Source organism: Kribbella sp. NPDC003557, assembly GCF_040610805.1.
Classification (GTDB): Bacteria; Actinomycetota; Actinomycetes; order Propionibacteriales; family Kribbellaceae; genus Kribbella.
Genome location: NZ_JBEXMY010000002.1, coordinates 1099538 through 1112954, shown reverse-complemented (window position 1 = coordinate 1112954; position 13417 = coordinate 1099538). Strand labels below are relative to the sequence as shown.

The following is a 13417-nucleotide window of genomic DNA, read 5'->3' as shown; positions in this document are numbered from 1 at the left end:
TGGCATGGTGATCGAGGGAGTGGAACTGCGACCGGCACCGCCGACCGACGCGGAGGTGCTTGCCCTGACCACCGCCCAGCAGGCCGAACTGGCGGCGATGTACGGCGCGGACCAGCCGCTTGTCGCGCTGCATCCCGACATCGCGTTCACGCTGCTCACGCTGGACGGAGCACCGGTCGGCTGCGTCGGCCTGCAACCGGTCGGACCGGGCCTCGGCGAGATCAAACGGATGTACGTCGCCCCGTCCGCGCGCGGCTGGGGCCTGTCCCGCATCCTGCTCGAGGCCGTCGAGGCGACGGCCCGCACCAGCGGCATGACCCGGCTCCGCCTCGAGACCGGCACCAAGCAGGTCGAGGCGATCGCCCTGTACACGAACCACGGCTACCACCCCACCCCGCCGTACCCGCCGTTCGAGCACGAGATCGCCTCGCTCTGCTACGCGAAGGATCTCTAGAGGTTCAGCACCAGGTCGTCGCCGTCGCGGCGGAAGCCGAGGTTCTTCAGGTACGGCGTGGAGTCGCGCATCCGGGGTGACGCGAGGACCTGGCGGAACCCGCGATCGGTGAAGACGTCGCTGCGCCGGTAGACGAACTCGCCCGGCGTGAAGTCGCGGTACTTCGGGACCGCGTAGTCGAGGTCGATCTGCGCCCGGCCGTCGCCCGCGTCGTGCGCCAGGACGACGCCGACGGTGCGGTCGCCGTGCTGCACCAGGAACGCGTACTGGCTGGTGCCGGCCGTGAAGCCGGGGTTGAACCGGGCGATCTCCTTCTGGTGCCGCTGGAGGATGTAGCCGAGGTACTCGTCCGCCTCGTCGACCTGCAGCACCTGGTACTCCTTCTCGTCGTGCCGGTGCCGGAGCAGCCGCCACAGGTGCACGACGTTGATGACCGCGAGCACCGCGTTCATACCCACCATCGGCCAGACGCCGACCACGGCGTTGAACCCGACCAGGATCACGCAGCCGACCAGGTTCAGGATCCGCAGCCGCAGGATCCGGGTCTGCAGCAGCGACAACACGACGAGCGCGGATCCGCCCCACCCGATGATGCTCCACACGTCCACACCGCGAGACTAGGGCCTGTGAGCGATCTTCTGTTGCTGGACGGGGCCCTGTCACCGGCGGTCGACGCGATGTTGCTGCGCGCAACGGCGTACGGGCATTTCACCTCGATGCAGGTGCGCGACGGGCACGTCGACGGGCTCGACCTGCACTTCGAGCGCCTGGACCGCAGTACGCGGGAGGTCTTCGGTCAGGCACTGCCCGAGGACCGGGTCCGTCGCGACCTCGAGGCGGCGCTCGACCAGGCCGGCTCCGGCGATCTCTCGATCCGCGTCAACGTCTTCTTCACCGACGAGCTCCACCTGCTGACCCGCGTCAGCCCGCCGGTGCAGGCCGGCGCTCAGCCGCTCCGGCTCCTCGCCTTCCAGCACGAGCGCGCCGTCCCGCACCTGAAGCACACCGGCACGTTCGACCTCACGTACTACGGTCGCAAGGCGCAACTGTCCGGCTACGACGACGCCGTCTTCCACACCGCGACGGGCGAGATCTCCGAAGCCTCGATCTGGAACATCTGCTTCGCCCGCGGCTCGGATCTCGTGTTCCCGTCGGCGCCGGCCCTCCCCGGCATCAGGCAGCAGGTCCTGCAGCGCGGCCTGGACAGCTACACCACCGTGCCGGTCTCCGTCGCCGACCTGAAGACGTACGACGCCGCCTACCTCACCAACTCCATCGACCCGGCGCTCCCGGTGGCATCCATCACCACCCAGGACGGCACCACGACCTACGAGCCGCACCCTGCGTCGGTCGCCGCGGTGACCAAGGCCTACGCGGCTGTGCCCGCCCAGCCGGTCAGGCGCGGTTCGACCACCAGGTGAGGAGCTCCTCCCGGGCGCGGTCCTCGCCGAGCGGGCCCTGGTCCAGGCGGAGATCCATCAGGAACTTGTAGGCCTCGCCGACCTCGCGGCCCGGCGGGACGCCGAGGATCTCCATGATCTGGTTGCCGTCGAGGTCGGGGCGCAGGGCATCGAGCTCCTCCTGCTCCTTCAAGCGCTCGATGCGCTCCTCGAGGTCGTCGTAGGCGGCGCGCAGCGACTCCGCCTTGCGGCGGTTGCGGGTCGTGCAGTCCGCGCGGGTCAGGATGTGCAGCCGGTCGAGCTGGTCGCCCGCGTCCCGCACGTACCGGCGGACGGCGGAGTCGGTCCACTCGCCGTCGCCGTACCCGTGGAAGCGCAGGTGCAGCTCGATCAGCTTGCTGACCTGGTCGATCTGCTCGTTGCTGAACCGCAGCGCCTTCATCCGCTTGCGGGCCAGCTTGGCCCCGACCACGTCGTGGTGATGGAACGTGACCTTGCCGCCGGCTTCGTTCCGCTTGGTCTTCGGTTTGCCGATGTCGTGGATCAGCGCCGCGAACCGAACGACGAAATCCGGCGTCGGAACAGACAGACGGGATTCCAGATCGATGGCCTGATCGAGGACGGTGAGCGAGTGCTGGTAGACGTCCTTGTGCCGGTGGTGCTCGTCGACCTGCAGCTTCAGGGCCGGCAGCTCGGGCAGCACGTGCTCGGCCAGACCGGTCGAGACCAGCAGGTCGAGCCCGATCCGCGGGTGGTCGGAGCAGATCAGCTTCTCCAGCTCGTCGCGGACCCGCTCGGCGGACACGATCGTGATCCGGTCGGCCATCGCGGTCATCGCCGCCACCACGGCCGGGTCCGGCGTGAAGCCGAGCTGCGCCGCGAACCGGGCCGCCCGCATCATCCGCAGCGGGTCGTCGGAGAACGAGTCCTCCGGCGTCCCGGGGGTCCGGATCCGCTGGTTCGCGACGTCCTCGATCCCGCCGTACGGGTCGACGAACTGCCGCGACGGCAGCCGGACCGCCATCGCGTTCATCGCGAAGTCCCGGCGGGCCAGATCGCCCTCCAGGGAGTCGCCGTAGGCCACCTCCGGTTTGCGCGAGATGGGATCGTAGGTTTCCGACCTGTAGGTCGTGATTTCCAGGACCCACTCACCCTTACGACAACCGATGGTGCCGAACGCCTTGCCGATGTCCCAGACATGGTCCGCCCAGCCGGACAGCAACCGCTCGATCACGTCCGGGTGCGCTGACGTGGTGAAGTCCAGATCCTTGCTCCCCCGGCCGAGGAGAATGTCCCGGACCGGGCCGCCGACCAGCGCGATCTCGTGGCCTGCGGCGGTGAAGCGGGAGCCCAGTTCGTCGACGACCGGAGCGAGTTGCAGCAGGGCCTGGACGGCACGCTGCTGCACCGCGGACAACGATCCGGCTGAGGCTGACTGGTCGGCAAAGGGTGACACGGGGAACTAGGTTACGGTGACGGCGTGTTCAGACGGCGACTGAGGCTCCCAGCGGTGCTGGGTGCTTGCCTGTTGGTTGCTGCTTCGGCAGCGACCCTGGGCGCTCCGGCCGAGGCCGCGCCGGCCGACGAGCCGGCCGTCCAGGTCACGATCGACTCGTTCGGGCCGGCCGCGCCGAAGGCGGGTCAGCAGGTCGTGATCAAGGGCCGGGTGACGAACACCAGTTCGGTGACGTTCGACGATCCGCAGGCGCTGGCCTGTATCGACCGGACCCGGCTGGCCAGCACCGCCGCGCTGGACGCGATCCCCAGCGAGCAGAACGTCCCGATGAACGACCGGGACAGCTGCCGCAACCTGACCAACGACGAGCAGACCTTCCAGCCGTTCGAGCAGCCGCTGGCGCCGAAGCAGACGGTCGAGTTCACGCTGACGGTGCCGTGGAAGGAATGGCGGATCACCGGCCAGACCGGCGTGTACGTCGTCGGCGTCGCGTTCCGCGGGAAGCCGCCGAACAGCGAGCGGGTGATGGCCGGCCGGGCCCGCACCCTGATGCCGGTGCTCGGCAAGGAACCGCTGACCCGATCGGTCAACACCGCCCTCGTCGTACCGCTGCGGCACCGTCCGACCCAGCTCGGCGGCAAGAACTTCGCCAACGAGTCGCTCGCCCAGGCCCTGGCCCCGGCCGGATCGCTCGGCCGCCTGCTCGCGCTGGGCCGGGCCCACAAGATCACCTGGCTGGTCGACCCGGCGACACTCGACGAGATCCGCCAGATGACAGGGGGATACCTCGTCGTCGGCGAGAACGGGCAGGTCACGCCGGGCTCCGGACAGGCGGTAGCGACCGCCTGGCTGAAGGAGTTCGAGGCCGGCCGGACCCGCGGCAACCAGGTCGTGCTGCTGCCGTACGGCGATCCCGACGTGGCGGGCCTCGTGGACTCCGGCGACCCGCTGAAGAAGCTGGTCGCGCAGGCCCGGACGAAGACCGAACGGTCCGGCGGCGAGCTGGCCCCCGGATTCACCAACGGCCTGTGGCTCGAAGGCGGGGCCGCCGCGAGCCGCTACCTGGCTGCCGCCGCCAGCGGCTTCCCCGGCTCCACCCCCGATGACCTGAACCTGGTCAGCAGCTCCTCATGGCCTGCGGCCAGTCGTCCGGTGCTGACCAGCACCCCCGTGTACAACGTCTTGACGCCGGACGGCACGCATAGCGCGGAGCGCGCGGTGATCGCCGACTCGTCGCTGACGGCCGGCGGCCCGGACCCGGAGACCGCCGAGAGCCCGCTCCAGGTCCGGCAGCGGTTCGCGGCCGTCACCGCGCTGATCGCGGCCGGCGGCAAGGGCACCGCGTCGGTGGTCGTCGCACCGCCGCGCGGCTGGGACAGCGACGGAGTCGCGACCGCCGCGCTCGCGGGCAGCCTGTCGCAGCTGCCCTGGATCAAGGCCACCGATGTCGCCGGTGTGGTCGCCGCCAACCAGCGGCCGCTGACCACCAAGGCACCGCCGGCGCCCAAGACCAACGGCATCCTCACCGAGACCCAGCTGGACGGCATCAAACAGCTCGACGACGCAACCACCACGATGCAGAACCTGCTCGACGACGGGAACGCGCTGCCGGAGGTGATGACGCAGGCGCTGCTGCGGTCCACCTCGTCCAACTGGAGCGGCTACCCGGAGGAGGCCAGGCACTTCACCGCGATCGAGCTCGGCTCCGCCAACCAGCAGCTCGGCAAGGTGCACCTGGTGAACGCGAGCGTGGACCGCGGGCTGCGCAAGGAGATCAAGGTCAACCTGGCCGGCAGCAAGGGCACGTTCCCGCTGACGATCACCAACGAGACCGACTGGTCGGTCCGGGTCGGCATCGTGGTCACCTCGCTGAACCGGTCCGACCTGAAGATCAAGACACCGCAGACCGTCGTGCTGGGTCCCGGTCAGAAGTGGACGCCGCGGATCAACGCCAGCGCCGAGCAGAACGGTCTGATCCGGGCCAACGCCCAGGTCGTCAACGCGGACGGCAACCCGGTCGGCAAGTCCCAGGAACTGCTGATCCAGGCCAGCCAGTACGGCAGCGTCGGCTGGATCCTGGTCGGCGCCGCCTGCGCCCTGCTGTTCGGGACGTCGTTCGTCCGCATCTACCGCCGGGTCCGCACCGAGCGCCGCACCGCGGCCGCCGCGAGCAGCGGATCCGCCACCGCCGACGCGACGGACACGACCGAGACAGTGGACAGCGCGGGCCCGGCCGAGGCCGCCGACACCGCCGCCCCTGATCCCGCCCACGACCGCCCCGGGACGCACGGCGCCGCCGAAGCCCCGGACGCGTCCCTGAAAGAAGGAGTCGGTTCGAAGGATGGCTGACCGCACCCTGCGCTCCGCGGCGGTGATGGCAGCCGGAACGGTGCTGTCCCGCCTGCTCGGATTCGTCCGGATCGCCCTGCTCGCGGCCGCCATCGGCACCGCGCTGCGCGGCGACATCTTCACCGCCGCGAACACCATCCCGAACAGTCTCTACATCCTGCTGGCCGGCGGCGTCTTCAACACCGTGCTGGTCCCGCAACTGGTGCGCGCGATCAAGAACCACGACGACGGCGGCCAGGACTTCACCAACCGGCTGCTGACCTTCGGCTTCGTCGTGCTCGCGATCGTCACGGTCGCCTGTGTGCTGGCGGCGCCGGCGATCGCCGAGCTGTACATGCCGGAGGAGCTGCACGACCCGTCCCGGGCGACCGAGAAGGCGAACATGATCATGTTCGTCCGGCTGTGCCTGCCGCAGATCTTCTTCTACGGCGCGTTCGTCCTGGTCGGGCAGGTGCTGAACGCGCGCCGCCGGTTCGGCCCGATGATGTGGGCGCCGATCGCGAACAACATCGTCGCGTGCGCCTCGATCGTGATCTTCCTGTTCGTCTACCGGGTCGGCGACAATCCCCCGACCTACAGCCACGGCGAGGAGCTGCTGCTCGGTCTCGGGCACACGGTCGGTATCGCCGTCCAGCTCCTGGTGCTGCTGCCGTATCTGCGGGCCAGCGGGCACTTCTACCGGCCCAAGTTCGGCCTCCGCGGTACCGGTCTGGGACATACTGCCCGATTGGGCATCTGGACGGTGCTGTTCGTGGCGGTCAACCAGGTGACCCTGGTCGTCGTCACCCGGCTCGCGATCGCCGGTAGCGCCTCGGGCGACCCGGGCGCCAAGGCCGGTCTGTTCGCGTACAGCACCGCGATGCTGATCATCCTGGTCCCGCACGGCATCGTCACGGTCTCGCTCGCCACCGCGGCCTTGCCGCAGATGTCCGCGCTCGCGGCCGACGGTGACACCGCCGAGGTGGCGCAGCTGTCCGCCCGGTCGATCCGGCAGACGCTCGCGATCGTCGTCCCGGCGGCGGCCGCGATGATCGCCTTCGCCTACCCGATCGTGACGATCATCGCCGGCTACGGCTCGGGCAAGAACAACCTGACGCTGATGGCGTACACGCTGATGACGCTCGCGCTCGGGATCGTGCCGTTCACCGTGCAGTACTTCCAGCTCCGCACCTTCTACGCCTTCGAGGACACCCGGACGCCGTTCTTCCTGCAGTGCGTGATCGCCGCGACCAACATCGCCGCAGCCGTGATCGGCGTCCGGGTCCTGCTCGACCAGGCGCACCTGCGGTTCAGCGGTGTGGTGCTCGGCGCCGCGTACGCGCTCGCCTACCTGGTCGCCGTGCTGATCTCCCGGCCGGTGCTGCGGCGCAAGGTGCCGCGGGTCCCGGGCGCCGGGATCGGGCTGCCGCTGCTCGCGATGGTGATCGCGGCGGTCGCCGGCGCCGGCGCGGGCCGCGTCGTGCTCTGGGTGGTGAGCCTGGCGATCGACTGGTCCGGCCCGCTCGGCGCGGTCCTGCAGCTCGCCGTCGCGGCGGTCGTGATGCTGCCGGTGTACGCCGCGGTGTCCCGGGTACTCCGCATCCACGAAGTGAACGACGTGGTGTCCATGGTCACATCGAAGCTGCCGATCCGCCGCTGATCCGGACCGCTTGTGCGTTAGTGCACCACCTGTCCGGTCAGCGGGGCACTAACATGGGGCCTGCGATCAGGCCGCTGGGCATCAAGGAGGGCGAGAGACACCGTGTCGAACCAGACCGTGAGTCCTGGTGCCCTCCTGGCCGGGCGGTACCGGATCGCCGAGCTGCTGGCCGAGATCGACGGTGCCCGGGTGTGGCGTGCCGTCGACGAGGTGCTCAGCCGCGCGGTCGTCGTCGACGTCCTGCCGGTCGGTGACCCGCGGACCAACCTGCTCTTCGACGCCGCCCGCCGGGCCGCCGCGGCGAACGACCCGCGGTTCCTGCGGGTGCTCGACTGCGACATGCACGACGGCGTGACGTACTGCGTGCGCGAGTGGGCCGGCGGCCGGACGCTGGAGCGGATGCTCGGCAGCGGCCCGCTCACCGGGCAGCAGGCCGGCTGGCTGGCCCGTGAGGTGTCCGAGGCCCTCGAGAACCTGCACCGCACCGGCTACGCGCACGGCGCGATCAGCCCGGCCACGGTCGTGGTCACCGACGCGGGCGCGATCAAGATCATCGGCGTCTCCACCGAGGCGGCGCTACGGTCGTCCGGCGCCGGTTCGCCGGAGGAGGACGTCCACTCGCTCGGTGAGCTGCTCTTCGCCTCGCTGACCGGCCGCTGGCCCGGTCCGGCTCCTGCCTGGGGCCTGCAGCCCGCGCCGGTCGAGCACGGCCGGCTGCTGAGCCCGCGCCAGGTGCGCGCCGGCGTGCCGCGCTCGCTGGACGACATCAGCGACCGCCTGCTCGGCGACCCGCCGCGGCACCACGCTCCGCCGATCACCAGCGCGGCCGGCCTGTCCGCGGCGCTGTCCGGGGTCGTCGGCAGCTCGCACGAGCCGCCGAACCAGATGGACGAGACCGTCCAGGTCGCCCGTCAGAACGGCAGCATCGACGACGCCACCCAGGTGGTGCCGCAGCCCCCGCCGCCCGCGCTCGACCCGACGCCCCAGCCGTCGTACGCCGAGGCGCAGAACGGCTACGGCGCCCCCCAACCGGCGTACAACCAGGCGGCCGAGACCCGTCCGGTGCGCCGCCAGCCACCGCCGCCGTCGAACGGGAACGGCCGGCGCCGGCACGACGAGCCGAAGCCGAAGGGCTCCTGGGGCGGCCGGATCCTGATCCTGCTCGCGATCCTCGCGCTGCTGTCGGTGATCGCGATGGCGCAGTTCCTGCTCAAGGGCGCGATGAACAACGACCAGGGCAGCGACGACGGCGGGACCAAGAGCAGCGCCCCGCCGCAGACCAGCACCACTCCGTCGTCGACCGGCGGCGCGGCGAAGATCGTCGGCGCCAAGGACTTCGACCCGGAGCCGGCCGGCAACGGCAACGAGCACCCCGAGGACGTCAAGAACACCTACGACGGCAAGGCGACGACGACCTGGACGACCATGTCGTACAGCCGGGCCAACCTCGGCGGTCAGAAGCCGGGCGTCGGCATCTACTACGACCTTGGCGCGCCGACGGCCGTGTCGAAGGTGCAGGTCGCGCTGAAGGGCGACGGCACCAGCGTCCAGCTGCTGGTCCCGAAGAGCGACGGCGGCGCCGCCCCGACGGAGGTCGACGGCTGGAAGCCTGTCGCCACCCAGGAGAACCAGCCTGAGGGTACGGTGACCCTTACCCCCTCGGCACCGACCGAGACGCAGTACGTGCTCGTCTGGCTGACGAAGCTGCCGAAGGACGACGGCGGCAAGTACCGGGGCACGATCTCGGAGGTCACGATCCAGAAATGACCGCTCACGTGGACTCGGGCAATCCGCCGCCCCGGCCGGACGTCCCCCGCATCGGCGCGGACGACCCGGTGCCGCAGGGCGCGGTGCAGCCTGCCCCCGTCGACGGTCCGGTGAGTTACGACCAGCTCGACGACCACGAGCTGCTCCGGATGCACGTGGCCGGCAACCCGGACTCGTTCGGGTTCCTGGTGAAGCGGCACCGGGACCGGATGTGGGCGGTCGCGATCCGCACCCTCGGCGAGCCCGAGGAGGCGGCGGACGCGCTGCAGGAGGCGTTCATCTCGGCGTTCCGGCGGGCGGACTCGTTCCGCGGCGACGCGAAGGTGACCACCTGGCTGCACCGGATCGTGGTGAACGCCTGTCTGGACCGGATCCGCCGCCGTCAGGTGCGGGCCGCCGACCCGCTGCCCGAGGACGAGGACCGCGCCGCCGAGCTGGCGGGGCCGTCCGAGGACGACCCGGCCGAGGTGCGGGAGCGCCGGCTCGACGTGCTGAACGCCCTGAAGCAGATCAACGAGGACCAGCGCGCGGCGCTGGTCCTGGTCGACATGGAGGGCTACTCGATCGAGGAGGCGGCCGCGATCCTCGACTGCGCCCCCGGCACGGTCAAGTCGCGCTGTGCCCGCGGCCGCGCCAAACTGCTCCCGCTGCTGCGGCACTGGCAGACGACCCGGGAGTCCGACGCACCGGACAAGTCCGCCGCGGAAGCGGTGGGAACCGAATGACCTGGTCCCCCGTCGAAGCGAAGTCGCCTGCCTCTGGCGACCGGACGACCGACGCCTTCGACGGAGTTCTTCCTATGACCCTGTGGCTACGGCTACGCACCTCCCGTGAGGAGGCGAGCCCCCGATGACCGATCCCGGTCTGCCGACCAGTGAGCACCTCGAGCACCTGGACACGGACACGATCGCCGACCTGATCGAGAACCTGCTGCCCGCGACCGAGGCGCACCGCGCTCGTGAGCATGTGAAGGCATGCCCGGAGTGCCAGCAGACGTACGACGCCCTCCTGGAACTGACCAGGGACCTGGCCGAGGAGGGGCGCGCCGACATCCCGATGCCGACCGACGTCGCCGAGCACCTGGACGCGGTGATCGTGTCCGAGTCGGTGCTGCGCGCGTCCACGGTCGGCGTGCACTCGCTGGCCCAGATCCGCGAGGAGCCGCGCCGGCACCTGCCGAAGCTGCTCGGCGCCGCGGCCGGTGTGGTGCTGATCGCCGCGCTCGGCGTCGGCGTGGTGTTCGCCACCAAGGACCAGGCGAACGACGGCGCCGCGGCCGCCGACCCGAACACGCCGCCGGCCGACACGGTCACGGTCAGCTCCAAGGACATCGGTCCGTCGACCAAGCGCTGGCTGGACCACACCCCGGGCGCGATCCTGCACGGCTCGGCCGACGAGCAGGCCTGTGCCCGGTCGTTCGCGGCCGGCCAGGCGAACTCGAACGTCCGGCTCGTCCAGCCCGCCAAGGTCAACGGCAAGCGGGCCACGATCATCGGCCTGCAGGGCTCACAGCCGAGCGAGATCCAGGTGTTCGCGGTCACCGGATGTAGCGTCGCGGGCGGCGTACCGAGCTCGATCTACGAGACCACGGTGACGCTGCGCAACCGCTGAGTCCACGACCGTACGTCGATGCGGTGACGCGCGCCCGCGATGGGTACCGTATTTATACGGACCCGCCCCACCGCCCCGGTCAGGGGGGAATGGTCGGCCTCTAGGATCCGTTGAGTACGACGTCACTGTCTCGACGACACGAGGAACGCCTGCATGAGCGACTCCACCACAGTCCGCAACGTCATCATCGTCGGCTCCGGCCCGGCCGGTTACACCGCCGCCGTGTACGCCGCGCGCGCGGCGCTGGAGCCGCTGGTCTTCGAGGGTTCCGTCACCGCCGGCGGCGCGCTGATGAACACCACCGAGGTGGAGAACTTCCCCGGTTTCTCGCAGGGCATCATGGGCCCGGCGCTGATGGACGAGATGCGCACCCAGGCCGAGCGCTTCGGCGCCGAGCTGGTGCCGGACGACGTGATCAAGGTCGACCTGACCGGCGACATCAAGGTGGTCACCGACTCGGCGGGCACCGAGCACCGCGCCAAGGCCGTCATCCTGGCGATGGGGTCGGGCTACCGCAAGCTCGGGCTGGCCGACGAGGACCGGATGTCCGGTCACGGCGTGTCCTGGTGTGCGACCTGTGACGGCTTCTTCTTCCGCGACCACGAGATCGCGGTCGTCGGCGGTGGCGACTCCGCCGTCGAGGAGGCCACCTTCCTGACCAAGTTCGCGAAGAAGGTGCACCTGGTGCACCGCCGCGACGAGCTGCGGGCCTCGAAGATCATGGCCGACCGGGCGTACGCCAACGACAAGATCGAGTTCCACTGGAACTCGGCCGTCGACACGATCCACGGCGAGGACAAGCTGACGCACCTGACGCTGAAGGACACCGTCACCGGCGAGACCCGCGAGCTGCCGGCCACCGGCCTGTTCATCGCGATCGGCCACGACCCGCGCTCGGAGCTGGTCAAGGGCCAGGTCGACCTGGACGCCGAGGGCTACGTGCTGGTCAAGCCGAACAGCACCGAGACCAACCTGCCGGGCGTGTTCGCCGCGGGTGACCTGGTGGACCACACCTACCGGCAGGCGATCACCGCGGCCGGCACCGGCTGTGCGGCCGCCCTGGACGCCGAGCGCTTCCTGGCCACCCTCGAGGACGCGGCCACCGCGGCCGCCGCCGCGGCCACCCAGCCCGTCTCTGTCTGACCTGAACCTCACACCTCACTGAAGGAGATACGCCCGTGGGCGAGAAGATGAACGCTGTCACCGACGCCGAGTTCGACCAGACGGTGCTGAAGAGCGACAAGCCGGTCCTGGTCGACTTCTGGGCGGAGTGGTGTGGCCCGTGCCGCCAGGTGTCCCCCATCCTGGAAGAGCTGAACCAGGACCACGGCGACAAGATCACATTCCTGAAGATGAACGTCGACGAGAACCCGGTCACCCCGAGCAACTACCGCGTCACCGGTATCCCTACGATCAACGTCTACGTGAACGGTGAGCTGGCCAAGTCCATCGTCGGCGCCAAGCCGAAGGCGGCGCTGCTCAAGGAGCTGGCCGACTTCACTGGCTGAGAAGCAGGACAACCCCGTCCGCCACGGTTAGAGGAGCCAGTTGATGGAAGCCCCCCACGGCGTGTACCGGATCGGCGACAGCGGTGAGGCAGTCGCCGAGATCGTCGGCAAGCTGCAGCGGCTCGGGCTGCTGACCGGCGGTCACGACGTCTACGACGAAGCGACCGCGCACGCCGTCCGGGGCTTCCAGCAGCAACGCGGGCTGATGATCGACGGCGTCGTCGGCCCGCAGACCTACCGGGCGATCGACGACGCGCGCTGGCGGCTGGGCGACCGGCTGCTGACGTACGTGCCGTCGCATCCGCTGAGCGGTGACGACGTCCTGAGCCTGCAGGCCAAGCTGCAGGAGCTCGGGTTCGCGGTCGCCCGGATCGACGGGATCTTCGCGGCGGACACCCAGCGTGCGGTGACCGAGTTCCAGCGCAACATGGGCCTCCCGGCGGACGGCACCTGCGGCCCGTCGACGTTCAAGGCGCTGGAGCGTATCCGCCCGATGGCGACCGGCGGCCGCCCGGACGCGCTGCGCGCCCGCGAGGCCGTCCGCGCCGCCGGACCGCGACTGTCCGGCAAGACCGTGGTGATCGACCCTGGCCACGGCGGTTTCGACTACGGCTGGGAGGGCTTCGGCCTGCGCGAGTCCGACATCGCGTACGACCTGGCCGCCCGGATCGAGGGCCGTCTCGGCGCCACCGGCGTCCGCGCGTACCTCTCCCGCGGCCGCGACCAGGGGCCGGACGAGCTGGCCCGGGCCGCGTTCGCGAACGAGACCGACGCGAACCTGTGCGTCTCGCTGCACACCGACGGGTCGATGAACCCCGAGGCGCAGGGCGTCGCGACGTACTACTACGGCAACGACCTGCACGGCGCCTCGTCGAGCGTCGGCGAGCAGTTCGCCGGCCTGGTGCAGCGCGAGATCGTCGCCCGGACCGACCTGCTGAACTGCCGGACGCACGCCAAGACCTGGGACCTGCTGCGGCGGACCAAGATGCCCGCGGTGCGGCTGGAGATCGGCTACGTGACCAACCCGCACGACTCCGCGCGGCTGGCCGACCCGGCGTTCCGCGACGTGATCGCGGAGGCGATCGTGGTCGCCATCCAGCGCGTGTACCTGCCGCCGGAGCAGGACGCCGCCACCGGCATGCTCCGTTTCGGGCAACTCACCGTCTGAGTAGTCAGCGAGTAACAGCTCGCCTACCCTGGGTTGTGACATTCCAACCTGGGGGTGGCAATGAT

Annotated in this window: 12 protein-coding genes; 10 read left to right on the top strand and 2 right to left on the bottom strand. The window is 70.3% G+C overall.

What is annotated here, in order from left to right; translation table 11 throughout:
- Positions 1-4 precede the first annotated feature (4 nt).
- Entirely contained in the window at positions 5-454 is a 450-nt protein-coding gene (locus ABZW60_RS11350; protein WP_355475663.1) for a GNAT family N-acetyltransferase, read from the top strand.
- Here the strand turns inward: ABZW60_RS11350 and ABZW60_RS11345 are convergent.
- Entirely contained in the window at positions 451-1062 is a 612-nt protein-coding gene (locus ABZW60_RS11345) for a hypothetical protein (RefSeq protein WP_355475662.1), read from the bottom strand. The genes ABZW60_RS11350 and ABZW60_RS11345 overlap by 4 nt on opposite strands.
- Before the next feature lie 18 nt (positions 1063-1080).
- On the opposite strand from ABZW60_RS11345, the gene ABZW60_RS11340 reads away from it, so the two are divergent.
- Positions 1081-1875 (top strand): aminotransferase class IV, encoded by a 795-nt coding sequence (locus tag ABZW60_RS11340; protein ID WP_355475661.1) that lies wholly within the window; start codon positions 1081-1083, stop codon positions 1873-1875.
- Here ABZW60_RS11340 and ABZW60_RS11335 read toward each other — a convergent pair.
- Positions 1850-3271 carry a CCA tRNA nucleotidyltransferase gene (locus ABZW60_RS11335; protein ID WP_355475882.1) on the bottom strand — a complete coding sequence of 474 codons (1422 nt, stop codon included), beginning with the start codon at positions 3269-3271 and terminating at the stop codon, positions 1850-1852. The two genes, ABZW60_RS11340 and ABZW60_RS11335, sit on opposite strands and share 26 nt — an antisense overlap.
- 111 nt (positions 3272-3382) lie before the next feature.
- Here ABZW60_RS11335 and ABZW60_RS11330 point away from each other — a divergent pair, with 111 nt between their 5' ends.
- The 8 genes from ABZW60_RS11330 (at position 3383) to ABZW60_RS11295 (ending at position 13352) form a co-directional block, all read left to right on the top strand.
- Complete coding sequence (locus ABZW60_RS11330) at positions 3383-5659, top strand: hypothetical protein (protein ID WP_355475659.1); 2277 nt, start codon at positions 3383-3385, stop codon at positions 5657-5659.
- Positions 5652-7298: a murein biosynthesis integral membrane protein MurJ gene (murJ, locus tag ABZW60_RS11325; RefSeq protein WP_355475657.1), complete on the top strand. Its 1647-nt coding sequence runs from the start codon at positions 5652-5654 to the stop codon at positions 7296-7298. Before ABZW60_RS11330 ends, murJ begins: the two co-directional genes overlap by 8 nt.
- A gap of 102 nt (positions 7299-7400) precedes the next feature.
- Positions 7401-9065 carry a protein kinase family protein gene (locus tag ABZW60_RS11320; protein ID WP_355475655.1) on the top strand — a complete coding sequence of 555 codons (1665 nt, stop codon included), beginning with the start codon at positions 7401-7403 and terminating at the stop codon, positions 9063-9065.
- Positions 9062-9790 carry an RNA polymerase sigma factor SigM gene (gene sigM, locus ABZW60_RS11315; protein ID WP_355475653.1) on the top strand — a complete coding sequence of 243 codons (729 nt, stop codon included), beginning with the start codon at positions 9062-9064 and terminating at the stop codon, positions 9788-9790. The genes ABZW60_RS11320 and sigM overlap by 4 nt, the downstream gene beginning before the upstream one ends.
- Positions 9791-9914: 124 nt before the next feature.
- On the top strand, positions 9915-10676 hold the full coding sequence (locus ABZW60_RS11310) for a hypothetical protein (RefSeq protein ID WP_355475651.1): 762 nt from the start codon (positions 9915-9917) through the stop codon (positions 10674-10676).
- Between the two features lie 153 nt (positions 10677-10829).
- Complete coding sequence (trxB, locus tag ABZW60_RS11305) at positions 10830-11819, top strand: thioredoxin-disulfide reductase (RefSeq protein WP_355475650.1); 990 nt, start codon at positions 10830-10832, stop codon at positions 11817-11819.
- A 47-nt stretch (positions 11820-11866) separates the two neighbouring features.
- Positions 11867-12184: a thioredoxin gene (gene trxA, locus ABZW60_RS11300; RefSeq protein ID WP_355475881.1), complete on the top strand. Its 318-nt coding sequence runs from the start codon at positions 11867-11869 to the stop codon at positions 12182-12184.
- Positions 12185-12227: 43 nt separating this feature from the next.
- Positions 12228-13352 carry an N-acetylmuramoyl-L-alanine amidase gene (locus tag ABZW60_RS11295; RefSeq protein WP_355475648.1) on the top strand — a complete coding sequence of 375 codons (1125 nt, stop codon included), beginning with the start codon at positions 12228-12230 and terminating at the stop codon, positions 13350-13352.
- Positions 13353-13417 lie beyond the last annotated feature (65 nt).